Source organism: Rhizobium laguerreae, from assembly GCF_019778565.1.
In the GTDB taxonomy this organism is placed as follows: Bacteria; Pseudomonadota; Alphaproteobacteria; order Rhizobiales; family Rhizobiaceae; genus Rhizobium; species Rhizobium laguerreae.
The window spans coordinates 372,767-389,630 of sequence record NZ_JAAXQT010000009.1; the positions used below are offsets into that span (position 1 = coordinate 372,767).

17 protein-coding genes are annotated in these 16,864 nt (G+C 58.7%); 4 read left to right on the top strand and 13 right to left on the bottom strand.

Annotation, left to right across the window (positions count from 1 at the left end; genetic code table 11):
* Window position 1 precedes the first annotated feature (1 nt).
* The 3 genes from HFO71_RS26665 to HFO71_RS26675 all read right to left on the bottom strand — a co-directional run bounded on the left by HFO71_RS26665 (window position 2) and on the right by HFO71_RS26675 (window position 3,136).
* Complete coding sequence (locus HFO71_RS26665; protein ID WP_245006977.1) at window positions 2-913, bottom strand: carbohydrate ABC transporter permease; 912 nt, start codon at window positions 911-913, stop codon at window positions 2-4.
* The gene (locus HFO71_RS26670; RefSeq protein ID WP_168260139.1) at window positions 897-1,778 is read right to left on the bottom strand and encodes a carbohydrate ABC transporter permease; all 882 of its coding nucleotides are present in this window, start codon (window positions 1,776-1,778) and stop codon (window positions 897-899) included. Before HFO71_RS26670 ends, HFO71_RS26665 begins: the two co-directional genes overlap by 17 nt.
* Before the next feature lie 104 nt (window positions 1,779-1,882).
* Entirely contained in the window at window positions 1,883-3,136 is a 1,254-nt protein-coding gene (locus HFO71_RS26675) for an ABC transporter substrate-binding protein (protein WP_221985486.1), read from the bottom strand.
* 126 nt (window positions 3,137-3,262) lie between these two features.
* Between HFO71_RS26675 and HFO71_RS26680 the strand changes: the two genes are divergently transcribed.
* From HFO71_RS26680 to HFO71_RS26690, 3 genes are read left to right on the top strand one after another with little or no spacing between them, the layout of a single operon-like run.
* Window positions 3,263-3,634: a CidA/LrgA family protein gene (locus HFO71_RS26680; protein WP_221953445.1), complete on the top strand. Its 372-nt coding sequence runs from the start codon at window positions 3,263-3,265 to the stop codon at window positions 3,632-3,634.
* Window positions 3,627-4,325: an LrgB family protein gene (locus HFO71_RS26685; RefSeq protein ID WP_221969898.1), complete on the top strand. Its 699-nt coding sequence runs from the start codon at window positions 3,627-3,629 to the stop codon at window positions 4,323-4,325. Before HFO71_RS26680 ends, HFO71_RS26685 begins: the two co-directional genes overlap by 8 nt.
* A gap of 24 nt (window positions 4,326-4,349) precedes the next feature.
* A complete protein-coding gene (locus tag HFO71_RS26690; protein ID WP_221953447.1) occupies window positions 4,350-5,564 on the top strand; it encodes an ROK family transcriptional regulator in 1,215 nt (404 codons plus the stop codon).
* Here the strand turns inward: HFO71_RS26690 and HFO71_RS26695 are convergent, their stop codons facing one another.
* The 10 genes from HFO71_RS26695 to HFO71_RS26740 all read right to left on the bottom strand — a co-directional run bounded on the left by HFO71_RS26695 (window position 5,565) and on the right by HFO71_RS26740 (window position 15,165).
* The gene (locus tag HFO71_RS26695) at window positions 5,565-6,221 is read right to left on the bottom strand and encodes an HAD-IA family hydrolase (protein ID WP_312884353.1); all 657 of its coding nucleotides are present in this window, start codon (window positions 6,219-6,221) and stop codon (window positions 5,565-5,567) included. It lies immediately after the preceding gene.
* Between the two features lie 45 nt (window positions 6,222-6,266).
* On the bottom strand, window positions 6,267-6,701 hold the full coding sequence (locus HFO71_RS26700) for an RbsD/FucU family protein (RefSeq protein WP_168340877.1): 435 nt from the start codon (window positions 6,699-6,701) through the stop codon (window positions 6,267-6,269).
* Window positions 6,702-6,787: 86 nt separating this feature from the next.
* The gene (locus HFO71_RS26705; protein WP_221953448.1) at window positions 6,788-7,873 is read right to left on the bottom strand and encodes an ROK family protein; all 1,086 of its coding nucleotides are present in this window, start codon (window positions 7,871-7,873) and stop codon (window positions 6,788-6,790) included.
* A 208-nt stretch (window positions 7,874-8,081) separates the two neighbouring features.
* Window positions 8,082-8,852, bottom strand: a complete 771-nt coding sequence (locus HFO71_RS26710) for an SDR family NAD(P)-dependent oxidoreductase (protein WP_168340879.1) — start codon at window positions 8,850-8,852, stop codon at window positions 8,082-8,084.
* Window positions 8,853-8,881: 29 nt separating this feature from the next.
* Complete coding sequence (locus HFO71_RS26715) at window positions 8,882-9,643, bottom strand: ATP-binding cassette domain-containing protein (protein WP_221985487.1); 762 nt, start codon at window positions 9,641-9,643, stop codon at window positions 8,882-8,884.
* Window positions 9,640-10,878, bottom strand: a complete 1,239-nt coding sequence (locus tag HFO71_RS26720; RefSeq protein ID WP_221953449.1) for a sugar ABC transporter permease — start codon at window positions 10,876-10,878, stop codon at window positions 9,640-9,642. Before HFO71_RS26720 ends, HFO71_RS26715 begins: the two co-directional genes overlap by 4 nt.
* Window positions 10,879-10,901: 23 nt before the next feature.
* Entirely contained in the window at window positions 10,902-11,939 is a 1,038-nt protein-coding gene (locus HFO71_RS26725) for a substrate-binding domain-containing protein (RefSeq protein ID WP_221953450.1), read from the bottom strand.
* Between the two features lie 591 nt (window positions 11,940-12,530).
* A complete protein-coding gene (locus HFO71_RS26730; RefSeq protein ID WP_168340882.1) occupies window positions 12,531-13,103 on the bottom strand; it encodes a TetR/AcrR family transcriptional regulator in 573 nt (190 codons plus the stop codon).
* Between the two features lie 72 nt (window positions 13,104-13,175).
* Window positions 13,176-13,661 carry a DUF302 domain-containing protein gene (locus HFO71_RS26735; protein ID WP_168340883.1) on the bottom strand — a complete coding sequence of 162 codons (486 nt, stop codon included), beginning with the start codon at window positions 13,659-13,661 and terminating at the stop codon, window positions 13,176-13,178.
* A gap of 58 nt (window positions 13,662-13,719) precedes the next feature.
* Window positions 13,720-15,165, bottom strand: coding sequence for an amidase family protein (locus tag HFO71_RS26740; RefSeq protein WP_221985488.1), 1,446 nt, complete (start codon window positions 15,163-15,165; stop codon window positions 13,720-13,722).
* 174 nt (window positions 15,166-15,339) lie between these two features.
* Between HFO71_RS26740 and HFO71_RS26750 the strand changes: the two genes are divergently transcribed.
* Window positions 15,340-16,864 (top strand): DUF7256 domain-containing protein (locus tag HFO71_RS26750; RefSeq protein WP_420910165.1); only part of this gene is annotated, 1,525 nt, incomplete at its 3' end.

The window sequence follows — 16,864 nt, forward strand, 5'->3', positions numbered from 1 at the left end:
GTTATCCCTTCACTGCGCCGGCCATCAGACCACGAAGGAAGTATCGCCCTGCCGCCACATAGATAATTATGGTGGGTAACGCGGCGATCATCGCGGCGGCCATGTCTTCGTTGTAGGCCTTGGTGCCTGTTGAGGTGTTGACCAGGTTGTTCAGTGCGACCGTGACAGGTTGACCGGACCCGGCTGCGAACGAGACCCCAAACAGGAAATCATTCCACACGCCGGTGAACTGCCAGATGATCGACACCATCACGATCGGCCAGGAGATCGGCAGCAGGATCCGGAAGAACACGGCCCAGAAGCCCGCGCCATCGATCCGCGCTGCCTTGAAGATCTCGGCTGGAACAGTCACGAAGTAGTTTCTGAAGAACATCGTCGTGAAGCAAATCCCGTAGACGACGTGGACGAGAACCAGCCCGGGTATCGTACCGGCGAGCTTCAATTGCCCGAGGAGCCCGGCCATCGGGATCAGCACGATCTGCAGCGGTACGAAGCACCCGAACAGGATGAGGCCGAACAGGATATTGTCGCCCTTGAAGCGCCAATTGGCGAAGATGTAGCCGTTCAGCGCACCGAAGCCGACCGATAGGAGGGTGGCGGGAATGACAATCAGAAAAGAGTTCCCGAAATAGCCCTTCAGGCCACCGCAGGTGACGCCGATGCATGCCGATCCCCAGACGTGCTGCCAGGCCTCAAAGGTGATGGCTCGCGGAAAGGAGAGGATATTGCCGGACCGGATCTCATCCATGCTCTTCAAGGACGTGAAAAGCATGGAGATGAGCGGTGCCAGAAACACAGCGGCCAGGACGATCAGGCATCCGTAGATGAACACGCGGCCCAGGATGCGCGAAATTCTCAAATCGACGCTCGGCGCCAGCATCGCGGCGCTTTCGGCGTCAAGTCGTAGGCTCATGGCGCAGCTCCGAATAAAGATATGGAATGATGATGCTTGCCAGGGTGACCAGCATGACGGTTGCGCTCGCCGCACCAACTGCGAGTTCATTGCGCGTAAACGTCATCGAATACATGAAGGTCGATGGCAGTTCGGTCGATACGCCGGGGCCACCCTTGGTGAGCGCCACGACGAGGTCGTAGCTCTTGATGGCGAGGTGGGCCTCGATGACGAAGACCGTCAGGAAAGCGGGTCGAAGCGCGGGAATGATAATGCGCGTGTAGACCTTGTGAATGGGCGCCCCGTCTATGCGTGCGGCGCGGAGGATCTCGGTGTCCACACCGCGAAGTCCCGCCAGGAAGAGCGCCATGACAAAACCGGTCACCTGCCAGACGCCGGCGATGACGATCGTGTAGATCGCGCGGTCCGGCTCGATCAACCATTGGAATGTGAAAGACGTCCAGCCGAGCTCGCGCATCATGTGCTCCAGGCCGAGACCCGGATTGAGCAGCCACTGCCAGATAACGCCCGTCACGACGAAGGAGAGTGCCATCGGATAGAGAAAGACGGCGCGAAAAACGCCCTCGAAGCGAATGCGCTGGTCGATCAGGATCGCGATGAACAGCCCGAGGCAGGTGGCGCCGATGATGTAGAGACAGCCAAAGATCGCCATGTTCTCGATGGCTGTAATCCAGCGAGGATTTTCAAAAAGCCGCCCGTATTGCCGCCAGCCGACGAAGTTGAAACTGGCAAACATCTTGGAGCCGGTGAAGGATAGAAGCGCCGTGTAGGCGATGAAACCATAGACGCAGACGGTGACGACCGCGAGCGACGGCGACAGGACGATTGCGGGCATTATCTTGCCGAGGCGTTTTGAAATGGACATCTGCTGGCCCGGAATCGACGGATTGGCGTCCAGCTTTGCTGGACGCACAACCTTGCTGCAGGATACCCCCGCCGTCTCTGACGGCAGGGGCAGGGAGGAACTGGTTATTTCGCAGCGTTGATCGAGCTGATCAGCGCGGTCACGGCATCCTTCGACGGCATGTCCGAGTTGAAATGCTGGGTCACGACGTCGAAGATCGCACGTTGGATGGAGGCGGGCTCCGCGTGACCGTGGGCGAGGGACCCCATGAGGGTGCCGGTCTTCTCGGCCGCCTTCAGGTCGGCCATGGACTTCTGCGCGCAGGCATCGAACTTGTCGCCTGGGACGTCGGAACGGGCCGGAATCGATCCCTTTACGAGATTGAAGGCTTCCTGGAATGCGGGCGACATGACGCTCGATGCAAGCTTGGTCTGGGCGTCGAGCTTGTCGGCGCCGACTGGGAACATGGCGAGGAAGTCGGTATTGAAGAGGAACGAACCTTCGGTGCCCGGTGCGGTGACGCAAAGGATATCGACGCCAGGCGTCAGGCCGGCCTTGACGATTTCGCCCTTGGCCCAGTCACCCATGAGCTGCATCGCTGCGTCGCCCTTGAGCACCATGCCCGTTGCAAGGTTCCAGTCACGGCCGGAAAAGTTCGGATCGAGATAACCGCGGATCTTCCGCATCTGGTCGAAGACCTTGATCATCGTGTCCGAGCCGAGCGCGGTCTCGTCGAGCTCGATGATGGCCTTCTTGTAGAAGTCCGACCCCCCAAGCCCGAGAACGACGTCGTCAAAAATCGTATCGTCCTGCCAGGGCTGCCCGCCATGCGCCAGAGGCGTGATGCCCTTTGCCTTCAGCTTGTCTGCAACGGCATTGAACTCGCCCCAGGTCTTCGGTGGCTCCAGGCCGTTGTCCTTGAAAATCTTGGCGTTGATCCACAGCCAGTTCGGGCGATGGATGTTGACCGGAACGGCCTGCCACTTACCGTTATGAACGGCGAACTGCTTGATCTGCTTCGGAACGACCTTGTCCCAGCCTTCCGTTTGGGCAACCGCCGTCAAATCACCAAGCAGACCCTGCTCGGACCACTCGTTGACCGCCATCCCGAGCAACTGGGCTGCCGTCGGCGGATTGCCTGCGGCAACGCGGGCTTTCAGGGTTGTCGTTGCGGCTTCGCCGCCGCCGCCGGCAACCGGCATATCCTGCCAGCTGACGCCCTTCTTATGCAGATCGTCCTTCAAGACGCCGACCGCAGCCGCTTCGCCACCGGAAGTCCACCAGTGCAACACCTCGACGCTTTCCGCCGCGAACGCGTGGCCGCTGACCGAGGCACTGAGGGCGGCCGTCAAGGCCATCATTCTGAAAGATAGACGCATGTAATCCTCCCAACCAACCGACCCCATGCCGGCTTTCCAACAAACGACACTCCCTTCGTTTGTTTCGATTGCAAACAAACATAATCGGATTTATGAGTCAAGCCGGTTTGTTTTGGAGCCGAACAAATGATTGTTGGTATTACGATTTTGCTGATATTTCAGCTGGTTGGCGAGGCGATCGCCTACTTCCTGCAGGGTGTCGTGCCGGGCCCGGTCATCGGAATGGCGCTCATATTTGTAGCACTGAGCGTAACGCGAGGGCGATTTTTGGTGACGCCGTCGCGACAGGCAGTCGCCACATCCAATGCACTTCTGGGAAATCTCGGCGTCCTGTTCGTCCCGGCCGGCGTTGGAATCGTCCAGCATTTCGACCTCATCGCTGACCGAGGTCTGGCGCTCTTTGCAACGATACTCGCCTCAACGGTCGCGACCCTCATCGTCACTGTCTGTTGTTACCTCGCAACCAAACGCTTGATGGGGAGAGCGAACAATGGATGAGGGGCTTTGGGTCTATCTCTCGGCGTCACCGCTCTTATGGCTTTCAGTGACACTCCTCGTCTGGATAACGGCGCTGCGGATTGCAAATGTCCTTCCCGCCAATCCTCTTATCAACCCCGTCTTGCTCTCGGTCTCTGCAATCGCCTGCCTGCTGTCCGTCTTTCACGTTCGCTACCAGACCTATTTCGCCGGCGCGCAGTTCATCCATTTCCTCTTGGGTCCCGCAACGGTCGCGCTTGGGATACCTCTCTACGAAAAGCTCCATCTCGTCAGGGCCAATCTTATTCCGATGGTGGTGGCACTGTTTGCCGGAAGCCTGACCGCGGTGACCACTACGATCTATTTGTGCCACGTCTTCGGCTTCGATCAGACAGTCATCGCTTCCCTTGCACCCAAGTCCGTCACCGCCGCCGTCGCCATGGCAATTTCGTCGGGTTTGCACGGTGATCCGGCCCTGACCGCAGCCGTCGTCATTTTGACCGGAATTTCCGGCGCCATCATTGTGACGCCGCTGATGAACGCCATGAAGATCCGCGATTACAGTGCGAGAGGATTTGCTGTAGGGCTTGCATCGCACGGGATTGGAACGGCACGCGCCTATTCGGTCGATCCGGTGGCGGGGCTCTTTTCCGGCCTCGCCATGGGCTTGAATGCGATTGTCACTTCCTTGATTGTGCACCTCTTTTTGTGACTCTGATCGACTGGGAGATCGCCGATGTCCATGCCGCGCGCCGTAAGGCACATTAACGAGGTCAGGGCGCTGGATGTTGTTTTCCGCCATGGCAGGATCAGCCGGGCGAATATCGCCAAAGAACTCAGCATGGGTCGCTCCACGGCAAGCAGTATCGTTGCAAGCCTCGCAGATGAAGGGCTGCTGGTGGAAGATGAATCCGAGGACGATAAAAGTGCTGGCACCGGTCGGCCCGGCACTTTTGTTCGCATCAACCCGAACCATGGGATGTTCATAGGCGCGGATATTGGCGTCGGGCGAATGAACGTCGTCGCCCTCGATATGGAGGCGACGGTGATCGCGCAATCCAGGTCGGACTTCAGCCTCCTGGAGGCGAGCCCAGATCTCGTGGTGCAGCGGTTGGTGGAGGTCGTCGAGGGTATCAGGGAACGGCTGGGAAAAGACTATCGCATCCGGGGCCTGTGCCTGACCGCGCCAGGGGTAATAGATCGAAATGGCACGATTTTGCGTGCTCCGATACTGGGATGGCGCCAGGAGCCAATCCTGGAGAAGTTGCGGCAACGACTGCCCGACATTCCGTTGCTGATCGCCGAAAACGATGCCAACGCATTTGCAATCGCCGAGATTTATCAATCGAAAGATGAAAGCGTCGATACGGAGATCTACATCTATCTCGATGCCGGCGTCGGCGGGGCGATCGTGAATTCCGGCCAACTTCTTCGCGGCCAGGACGGCTATGCCGGCGAGCTTGGCCATATCATACTTGGAGACGAAGGCTTCGTTGAACTGGCCACGATTTCCGGATCGTTCGAGAGTTTTATCGGACAGGAGGCCGTCCTTGCGCGCTACCGTTTTCACGGTGGGTCAGCAGGCGATATTCAAGCTTTCATCGAGGCAGCGAAACAACAGGAAAAGGCCGCTCTCTCGACACTCAAGGACTGGTCATTTTACCTCGGGCGAGGGGTCGCGACGCTGACAAGCATATTCAATCCTGCGCGGATAGTGCTCGGCGGCCCGGTGGCCGCACTTTTCGATCTCTGCCGGGAAGAGACACTGGAAAAAGTCACCCGGAATCTGCTCGACGGGCATCCAATACCCGAAATAAAACTCTCGTCCCTCGGCCTCGAAGGTCCCGCCATCGGCGGCGCGTCAATGCTGCACAAACAGATGTTGTCCGTGGATGAAAACCTCGTTTTTGGCCGCCCGAAAACGGAGACGATGCGAGAGAAAGGTCAATGATTAGATTTGAATCAGGCCCAGGCCCCCGGTGACGATTTTCGGCTTGATGTGTTCGTAGTTCTCGAATTGCCTATGATCTCCTGCCATGCGCAGTTTATGCGTCTCGGCAATGACGACGACCTGGCAACCTGCCGCTGTCGCGGCGGTAATGCCAACCTCGGCATCCTCGAACACAAGACAACGGGCCGGATCAACCGAAAGACGCTCGGCGGCGAGAATAAAGCAATCCGGGGCGGGTTTGCCCCGCCGAACATCCTCGGATGTTACGATCGTCGCGGGCGTCGGCAAACCAGCGGCCTCGATCCGTCTTTTGGCCAAGGCAGCGGGAGCAGAGGTCACGACAGCCCAGCGGTGGGATGGAAGGCTGCTCAGAAAGCGCTGCGCGCCGGTGATCGCGATGACGCCCTTGATTTCATCAATTTCGGCCTGTGTTATGGCAGCTGCCTCGGCCTCAGGATCAATATCCGGAAGGCCGAGGGACGAAATTGTTTCGGAGGCTCTTCGCCCGTGAATAGTCGGCAGGAACACCTCTGGGTTGAGCCCGAACTTCCATGCCCATGCTCCCCAGACGCGTTCGGCAACCGCAATCGAATTGAGGATGGTCCCGTCCATGTCAAAAAGAAAGGCGTCGAAAGAGGATGCGAAGAGATCGGGCACGGTCCTAACCACCTATCTTTGAGTTACCGCTTTGGCGCGACAGCCTCACTCCGGTGCAATGACGCCCTTGCGTAGGATGACGCTTCCGTAGAACCGGCGCTCTCCCGTGACAACGACTGTATGAGCGTCCCGCACGCGGTCCTTGAACTCGTCCGGCTCGACCGCGGTCAGTTCAATTGCCTTGCCTTGGGTCTTCGTCAGGCCAGCGCTGTAGTCTTCGAAAACGGGCAAGATCTTGGCAGCATCGCCCTCTGCGATCATTCTCCATGCGACCTGCGGTTCCTGCTCTTCCAATGGGAAGATCTTGAGGATGGCTTCCAGCGCCCTCGGGCCAGAAACGCCATCGAGGCGAATGAGGCGTTCATCGCCTGCGTCGCAAGGGAAATTTGCATCGACGATTGCAATGTCGTGGCGATGTCCCATCGAGCGAAGGGCGTAAAGAAGTTCCGGGGAGAGAATTGGGTCGATTAGCTTCAGCATTTGTTTCCTCCACTGGCTGGGCTATTTGCGTTTGTATTATACAAATACAAATAGGCTGTCAAACCTGTTTGGCTGTCGGTCTGAAATTAAACGGCGGGCAGTTCGGGAAGGTCGAAAAGGCTCTCGCGAAGCAGGGCGGCGGCGCCGATGGCAGCTCCGTCACCACCGAACCGGGCAACCGAGATCGGCGGGACATTGAAGCCGTGGACGAGGTTTTCGGAAAGCAGACTCTCGACGCGCTGCGACACCCGCGGATAGAGGACAGCAAGCGGGCCCCCCAGCACGATCGTTTTCGGATCAAGTATATGAATAAGATTGAGGAAGCCAGTTGCCAGCGCCAAGGCCCAATCATTAAGGGCTTGGTCGAGAGCTGGGGATCCTTCGAGCGTCACGAGTTTGGCCAACCCTTCCGGGATCGGGACATCGTTCTCGATGATGGGGAGAAACTTCTGATAGCCGGCCAGGATTTCGAACGTGTGTGTCGCCGCCATCCCAGGCTGCCCGCCCATGACCATATGTCCGACTTCGCCACCAAGTCCATGGGCGCCTTCGACGACGCGGCCGTGGCGCAGATGGGCACTGCCGATGCCCTGCGCGAGCAATAGCAGCAGCACGTCGCTCAGATCGTTTTCCGACGCGTCGGCGGCAACGGCGCTTGCAAGAGCAACGGCGTCGTTGCAAATTTGCACCTTCAGTGAAGATTGCATCGCATCGGACATCGCCGACATGACGTCAACATCGCGCCAACTCAGCCAAGGCGCGGAAATGATCCTGCCTTCACGGACGATGCCCGGCGCGGAAATACAGACGCCGCGCACGCGCGATGCCCGTACCTTCGACACCTCGATCAGTTCCTTTGGCAGGGTGGCGAGCAGTTCGATCACCCGTTTCGGGTCATGATAACGATCGGCGATCGACACGATCCGCTTTGCGATGACATGCATCGAGAAGTCGATCAGAACGGCATTGATTTCGGCCGAAGAAATATCGAGACCGATAAAGTAGGCGCCGGCCGGGTTCAGCGCCACAAGAGCGCCCGGACGGCCGGCACCATTGGCCTCAGCGCTCTCGTTGAGGTCGATAACCAAATTTTCCGCAAGGAGTTGCTTGATCGAGTTGCCGACGGTCGCACGCGTTACGTTCAATTCGCGGGCGATATCTGCGCGTGACAAAGGGACGTCTTTGCGCAAGACGCGAAGGCACCGCACAGCATTCATGTGTCGCAAGACACTATTCGTCGTCAATGTTCCTCCCAGGGACAACATGTGTCGGGTCAGGAGCTGTTATCGGGCATCGGCAAAGCACTCGAATCGTTGCCGAAAGTACGCCCTGACGCAGTAGCAGATGCCTGAGTACAAGCAAAGGTTCGCAGGACCCCCGTCATGCGATCGACCATCCCCCGTCGACCAACAGATTGGCGCCGGTGACGAGAGATGCGGCAGGAGATGCGAGATAGACGACAGCGCCGACGACATCATCAGTATCGCCGATCCGCCCCAGCGGAATATGGCCCACCGTGCGAGCGTAGAAATCCGGATCGGCAAGGACCGGCCGGGTCGAATCCGTCCAGATGAAGGTCGGTGCGACGGTATTGACCGTGATGCCGTACTGCGCCCATTCGGCCGCCAGGCACCGGCTCAAATGGTTGATCGCTGCCTTGCTCATGCAATAGAGCGCTTCGCCACGAAGCGTTACCGTGCCGGCCTGCGAACTGATATTGATGATGCGACCGCTTTTCTGTTTTATCATGTGGCGGGCGACGGTCTGCGTGACGAGGAACGTGCCCTTGATGTTGACATCGAGGATCCGCTCGAGGTCCTTTTCCTCGACGAGCTCCGCAAGATTGCCGGGGGCGACGCCGACATTGTTCACCAGCACGTCGATCTTTCCGAATGCAGCGACCGCCTCGGCAACGGCTTCGGCGATCTGGCCACTGTCTGCGATGTCCATCGTGACCGCGAGAATGCGTCGACCAGTTGTTCTCAGCTCGGCCTCGAGGTCTGCAGCCGCCTCTACGTTGCGGACGCCGATGACGACATCGGCCCCGGCCGCCGCGCAGGCGAGGGCACAGGCGCGACCGATACCGCGCGCTGCGCCGGTGACCAGCGCCACTTTCCCATCGAGGCTGAAGTTTGGTGCTTTGACTGTCATGTTTCTGTCCATTCCAGAGTTGGTTTGCCTTATGCGGTCGTGGCGGCCAGGCGGGCCGGCTTGCGGCCGAGGATAATCATTTCCAGGACGTCGTCCTGTGTCAGGTCGCGTGTAGCGTAGGAGCCAACAACCCAGCCTGACTTCATGACGGTGATCCTGTCCGACAGTGCGAAGACATCGTGCATGTCATGGCTGATCAGAAAGATACCTAACCCCTGCTTTTTGAGTTCCTGGATCAAGAGGCCGACATTTTTCGTTTCCTCCGGACCCAAGGCGGCCGTCGGCTCATCCATGATGAGGATGCGCGCATTGAAATGGAGGGCGCGCGCAATGGCAACGGCTTGACGCTGCCCTCCGGACATAGACCTTACTGACGAGGTCAGGGAAGGGATCCTTAACCGCATCCGGTCGATCGTCTGTCGGGCGCCATGCTCCATCGCTTCCGTGTCCAGAAAGCCGAAACGATCCGTCTGTTCGCGCCCCAGGAAAAGGTTGGAAATCGCGTCGAGATTATCGGCGAGAGCGAGTGTCTGATGGATCGTCTCGATCCCGAGTTCCTGGGCGTCGTGGGGCGAGCGGATATCGACGTTTTTGCCATCGATCAGGATCTCGCCGCTGTCGGCTGGAAAGACGCCTGAGAGCGTCTTGATGAAGGTCGATTTGCCGGCTCCATTGTGGCCCAGCAGGGCGACGACTTCGCCAGGCATGAGCGAGACACTGACATTTTCCACCGCGTGAACGCCGCCAAAGGCCTTGTTGACGTTGCGGGCTTCGAGCAACGGGGTTGTCATGATGGCCTCCTTTCGCGCCACATCGTATCAATCCAGACGGCAAGCACGAGAACACCGGCAAGCACCATGCTCTGCAGCGGGCTCGCGATGCCCATCAGAACCATCGCGCTCTGAAGACTTTGCATGATCAGGGCGCCGACGCAGCCGCCTAGGATCGTCCCGGCTCCGCCGGCAAGCGACGTCCCGCCGATCACGGCAGCAGCAATGACGTAGAGTTCCATCATCGTGCCCGCTCCGCTTGCCGCGGCATTCAGTCGGGCCGTCAGCACGATGGAGGCCAAACCGGACAAGAACCCCATCAATACGAACACTTCGAGGACGACGCGCTGGGTATTGATCCCTGTCAACCGGGCGCTCAGCGGATCGCCGCCGACGGCAAACACATGGCGTCCAAACCTATGCTTTTTGGCGATAATCGTCATCAGCGTCGTCACGGCGATCAGAATGAGAACAGGCACGGCCAATCCCATGGACTCTGTCGTTCCCGGCCGTTTGTAGCTGTTCATGACTGCGACAAGACCGAATGCGCAGACGCACCAGAGAGCCGCCGAGACACCGTCGAATGCCGTCAACGGATTCTGAACGCCGAGAGATTTCTTACGCTGATATCTGCGCACAAGATTGAAGACGATATAGGCGGTGACGGCGGCGGCGGCGGCCCAGCTCAACGCGGCTCCGAGAACGCCGTTCTGTCCGCCGCCGAGATTCTGGAATGTCGCGCTCAGTGGGGCGATCGTGGTGCCGTCGTTCAGCTCATAGGCAGCATTGCGCAGGAAAAGCAGACCACCGAGAGTCACGACAAATGACGGTATCCGCGCATAGGCGACAAGGGCGCCTTGGAGCAAACCGATGAACATGCCACCCGTCAGCATGACAAGGCAGGAGATCCACCAGGCATGCATGCTGTCGGGAAGCCAGCTGCTTTGTACGAGACCACCGAGAACCCCGAGAAAGCCGACCTGAGATCCGACCGACAGATCGATATGACGCGTAACGATCACGAGGATCATGCCCGAGGCCATGATTGCCACGACGGAAACCTGCAGCGAGAGATTGAACAGGTTTCGAGGCGAAAGGAATACGCCATTGGTAAGGGCATTTGCGAAAAGCCAGATCAAGGCAAGGACGATCACCATCGCCACGAGGCGAGTGTCGCGGCCACCGCCCCCGACCGCTTGTAGCAGTCGGGGGAGAAGCTTCGTTGAACTGGACGCAGGTTGGAGAATAGAGGTCATGACAAAACTCCAGCTGGAACTGCTTATTCGCAGGCTTTTGGCGGGTTTTTCGTCACGCCTTTGCAAAGCACGTCTTTCGAGATCCAGCCGGCCTTCACGACGAGGTCGAGGTTGTCCCGCGTGATGGCGATGGGATCGAGGATGATCGCGGGCTGCGATGCACCGGTGGACGTCTTGCCAGGCTTTACCCCTGTCACAGCGTCAATTTTCGCGCCCTTGATAATTTCGACGGCCGCCGTTGCGGCGACCAGCCCAAGCGCGTTTGCGTCTTTCCAGACGGTCATCGTCTGGTCGCCCTTGGCGATGCGATTGAGGACGTTCTTGTCGCCATCCTGGCCGGAAATGGCAACCTTGCCCAGGAGATCCTGGCTGGCGAGGGCCGCCGCGACGCCGTTCGCGATGCTGTCGTTCATGGCGAGCACCGCATCGACCTTATTGGCGTTTGCGGTCAACACCTGCTCCATGAGCGACTGCGCCACGTCCGGCTTCCACTGCTCAACGTTCTGCTGGGCCACGATCTTGATGTCGCCTCTGTCGATTGCCGGCTGGATCGCCTGCATCTGGCCGCTCTTGAAAACCTGCTGGATCGTCTGGGCAGGATCCCCGTCCATCGAGACATAATTGCCCTTCGGCACCGCCTTCAGCAGGGCCTCGCCCATGACGCGGCCGACCGCCACGTTGTCGAAACTCGTGTAGAGGACGTCGCCGGTGTCGATCGGCGCATCGTAGGCGATCACGGCAATGTTGCTGCGCTTGGCTTCATCGATTACGGGAATGATTGCCTTGGCATCCTGAGCGACGACGACGAGGACTTTGACGCCGCGGGCAATCAGGCTTTCGATGTCGGCGGCCTGCTTTTGAGGGTCGCCCTGCGCGTCGATGCCGACATAGGAAACATCGGCCTTGTCGAGAACGGACTTCATTGCGGCTTCATCGATTTTCCAGCGTTCGTCCTGGAAATAGCGCCAGCTCACACCGACGGTGTCCTGAGCGGCGGCCACATTCGTCATCAACGCCACAGCGGTGACGGCGCCGGCGAGCATATGCGAAAACTTCGGCATTCTGTTCCTCCCTTGGAAAAAAGTCGCGCGCGGTCTCCCGCCGCAAGCACTAGCGCGACCTCCCGCCGCGCTATTTGTATTTGTTTAAAGCAGATACATATTAGAGTCAATCGCGCTGTTTTTGGTCTTCTGGGTGTCCACTTGGTTGCCGGCAGTCAAGCTTCGAAGTTCTGGCGGGCTACTCGACCAGCTTCCCCGCGATTTGGCGCGAGGGCAGGAGCTGGTCGATTTTCCGACGCCACAGTTGGAACCATGCTCGGCAAGACATTCGGCGTCACACTGTTCCAAGACTCGGTAATGAAGGTGAGATGGTCTGCGCCGCCTTTGCCGGTGGCGAGGCCGGCCAGCTTCATTAGTCGATGGCGACCTCCAAATTCACAGACGGCGTGCTTCAGTTCATTGACAAGCTCGTGTCAGGAACTGTGAAGTACGACCGGTGGTCTTCTTCCAGAGAGTCGCCTGATCGAAGTTGAGTAAGGCAAATTTCTAAGCTATTGGGCTGAAAATGCGCAGATGTGAGCGGAATCGTTGGTTCGATTCCTCTCACGAGAAACGCTTCCTCAAACAGCTGGTCTCTCGCACCGGCTCTGGCTATGTTTTTGCCAGGGTTAGTGCAGCTTGGACGCCACCTTCGAGGATTTCCGTCGCATTGGATGGATCGGAAACAGCTCGCGCTATCTGAAGTGTGCCCACCATTAAGCTGAAGATCGCCATTGCGCGCTCGGATGGTGAGGACGATGGCGAGGCTGGAAGATACGCCGCGAGTGTCTCGATATAACGTGCCAATCCATCCTCATACGCCTTTCGAGTCGAATCCGGTTGACGCCCGATTTCAGACAAGAGTGCCGCCGATGGGCAGCCATCTTCGCTACCTTGCAGATGGGCAATATTCAGATAGTCACGAATGACATCCTCAATCCCCAATTCCGCTGTTCGGGCCTGCTCCAAATTTGCGAGTTGATCATTCAACGCACTGACAACAGCCTCCCTCACGAGCGTCTCTTTTGAATCGAAATGTGGATAGAATGCCCCGTTTGTGAGGCCGGCCTCTGACATAATCCCTGCCAGACCTGAGGCTGCCGCACCGTCTCTGCGAAAACGCTTGGAAGCGACGTCGATGATTCGACGTCGCGTGTTTTCCTTGTGACCCTTTTCAAAGCGCATCTATGTCTTCCGTAAATGGTTGGGCCTCTGCATTGCATTGTTCCCGCGATGCAAGCAGCGGTTTCCGACAGCTTACGCGGCTGCGGACTCAAGCACGGCTTGCAGATCTTTATCAAGCTTTCTCGCGACTTCGTCGACGTCGCGGTCCCCGAACTGGCCGAAGGTGGAGATCGGCCGATCATACTCGAATGCGACACCGTCGCTGTCCTCGCGAAGGAACACTCGGATAGGTGCATAGAGGCCCGCAGAGATGCGGTGGCGAGTCATTTTTGTCGCGGTGAGCGGATTGCCTATGTCGTATTGTATCGCTTGACGCTGGAGACCGGCTACTTGAACCGCGGCACCATGATCTCGAAATCCGAAAATCGATAGCGGCGGAAGCGCCTCCAGTTCCCGAAGCGCTCGGGCTGTTTCCCGATAGCGAAGGAGTGTGAAAATGCCGTCATCGATCCTAGGGATGATGCTTTCCAGGTTCGACCTGACAGCATCGAAATCTTTGCTGGAGTGGATCGTAACGTGTTCTACTTGGATCTTTTGAATGTCGATCGTGCTTGCCATTTTGATAGTCCTTTTCAGCTCGGGATTGGGCGATTACATGGTATCGTGCTGCTTCTATTCAGGAAGACGAGATGCCGAGCGCCTCGACCCGACGGGCGAGCGACAGCAGCCTGCGGTCCTCGCCAAAGGGAGCATCGATCTCAAGGCCGATTGGAAGACCGTTGCTCGCGCTGCCCATCGGGAGACTGATTCCCGGAAGGCCGGCACCACTTGCCGGGATGGTGTTCTTCGCCAACGCTGCGAAGGTCACTTCCCGCCCTGCGATCGAAAACTGGTTTTCCTTCCCGATCTCCGGCGCCGTGCAGGGTGTCGTCGGCAGGAGAAGCGCCTCGGCCCCGCTCGTCGCAATGGCATCGCTGAACAGGCGCTGAAGTCTGGGCCGGTTATTGGCCAATACGGCGTTATAGCCATCGTCAGACAGCCATTTGGAGCCACTTGGCAGAACATGGTGCTGCCACGCTTCTTTCAGGCCCGGCTTGAGGTCCCGGTAAATTTCCTCGAAGGAGGTGGGAATATCGTTCTCTCTGAGAAACGCGGATATCGCACCCATCGTCTCACGGAAGAAGATGTTCCAGGTTGTCGTGTCGGCGAGCGCTGAGAACTCCACTCCGAAATCAATTTCGACGATTTCGGCGCCGGCATCGCGTAGTCTGTGAATGACGTTGTTGAAACGTCCCTCGACCTCGGGATCGATGAGGTCGAGATATTGCCTGGGCGCATAGGCGAACCTCACCCCCTTCAAGTCACTTAATCCGGTCGGCATCGATGCCGGCGCCTTCGTGACCACCTGATCGATGAGCTCGCAGTCTTCAACCGTGCGGGCGAACACCCCGGTTGTGTCGAGAACATGGGAAATCGGAGCGACCCCATTCCGTGGCCATCGCCCTGTCGTTGGCTTGAAACCAACCACGCCACACAACGATGCCGGCACCCGGATTGAACCGATGGTGTCTCCTCCAAAAGCTGCAGGCACGATGCCAGCGGCAACAGCTGCCGCGGACCCGCTAGAAGACCCACCACTGACGCGATTAGGAGCGCGAGGATTTTTCACCTGGCCATACGGATTGTTGTCGCCGGTCAATCCGAAGGACATTTCGACAAGGTTGTTCTTCCCGAACACGATCGCGCCAGCTTCTTTGATCGCGCCAACCACCTCAGCATCTTGCGTGGGCACAAAGTCCTTCAGATTGCTGACGCCGAGTGTCGTGCGCAGGCCGGCTGTGAGGTAGCTGTCCTTGACCCCGAGAGGGACGCCGAGCAGCGGGCTTGATGCGCCAGCCGAGCGGGCCTTGTCGGCTTCGCGGGCGGCCGTGACAACAGCCTCCTCGTCGATTGTGATAAAAGCCTTGAGATCTGACAGCTCGCGGGCACGATCGAGAAGTGCTTCGGCGTATGTCTCCGCCGCGAATACGCCATCGTTCATCGCCCGAGCAGCTTGCCCAACACCTAGGGCGGCCAAGCCATCGGCAGCTCTGGTCTGGTCTGACGTAACTTCCTTGTGCATGGAATCCTCACTTAATTTCATGGGATAGCGCGACTTGCCCGGGATTGAGCAAGACGCCCATTCGCTTGCATTACGATCATCATATTAAATTATGACCGTAATGCAATAGGCATTTTTATGAAAGCCGGAATTCGACGCCCATAAAATCTTAGAGTTCGCGAGGCGGAAACACTTTTGCCGAAATCACCACCCACGCAAATCCGCGAGACCTTCGAGGCGTCCTACAAGACGGTATCCGGGATGGGTGCCGCGGCCTCCGTCATCCAGCAGTTCGTGTCCATGATACGGGCGGAGCGGTGCGCCAATCCGGTTCTCAGCTGTGTTTGCGGCGCCCTGCTCGGCAAGCAGGGGCATGCCCGCCAGTTCGGTCTGCCGCCGTCTAGGGATGGCCGCGTCCGGCCTCGATCATGGATGACGATGGCTGCGACCGCTACGTCATTGCCCTGTCTCCAACCCGTCCTATCTCTTGCGCGGGACGGTCAGCGAGAGAGGACGCGCATGCCGATAGACAATGCGAGATTGGCTCCGATGCAGCCGGGTGTATCTGTGGAGGAGCTGAAGGCGGCTTTGGGGACGAGCTGGAAGGAGCCGAGCCTACAGGCGGAAGGCCATTTGCATATCGAGGAATTCGGCACGCGCATTACCGCCGATGGCAGGCTCGGCGAGGTTCATTTCCGCGCCCCCTTCGAGCTTCCCCCTATCCATGGCGTCAGGATGGGAATGCCGGCCGAAGAGCTGCATCGGCTTTATCCCGGTATCGAGCGCATCTCCGACGAGCGGGAGAAGTATGGCTGGACCATGCTGAAGACGGACCTGTCGGATACGCTGACGCTCGGCGTCGGCATCAGGGAGGATGTCGTCAGGATCATCAGTCTGACGGATCCGACGGCGGTCTATCCGGAGCGGCCCTATAAGTATGCCGATGCCAGCCTCACCGAGGCCTATGACCTGACGATGACCGATCCTGTCGATCTCGCCCGCCGTCCCAATAGCGGTTGGTGCTATGGCCGCCCGCCGGGCATCGATGCCAGCAGATGGCCGGTCAGCATCACCAACGGTATGCCGCTTCGCCATGCCTTCACGGTGAAACTACCGCCGCAATACCGCACGCTCGGCGATAAGTATGTGGCGATCTCGCTCTTTGTCGACGAACAATGGGAAACGCCGCCGGCAAGCAGAAATGTGGACACCGAAGGCGCGCGCCAGGCCGATCCGCGCCGCTTCGACATGGAATTCATGGACAACGACTACGTTCTCTTCTGGCTGACGGAAGAGGAGTTTGCAGCACCGCTCGGCGCGCCGCCGGCCATCGAGGGCGCTCCTGTTCCCGGCTGGCTCTCGAAATCGCCGCTCGATTATTTCGGCGAATTCAACCTGCCGAGAACGGTGGCCGAGCAGCAGGCGAAAAACGTCTTTTCGCCCGGCGGCGGACTTGCCGTCAACGAGCTTCTGGCGGCAGCGCGGCCTCCCAGAGGCTGGAAGAACCTGCCGGGAACAGAAGCGATCGACTACGGTTGGCCGATCGAGATCACCTTGCGCGAGGACGACCCGAATGTCGGAAAGCCAGCGCGCGAATTCAGGCACGAAAACGAGTTCAGCGGCTATATCGCCGCCTATTCGGAAGAAGGCCAGGCATTGGGGCTGGAGCGCTTTCAGGACTGGCACGCCCATCTCGGCGGCACGATGTTTCCCATGCAGG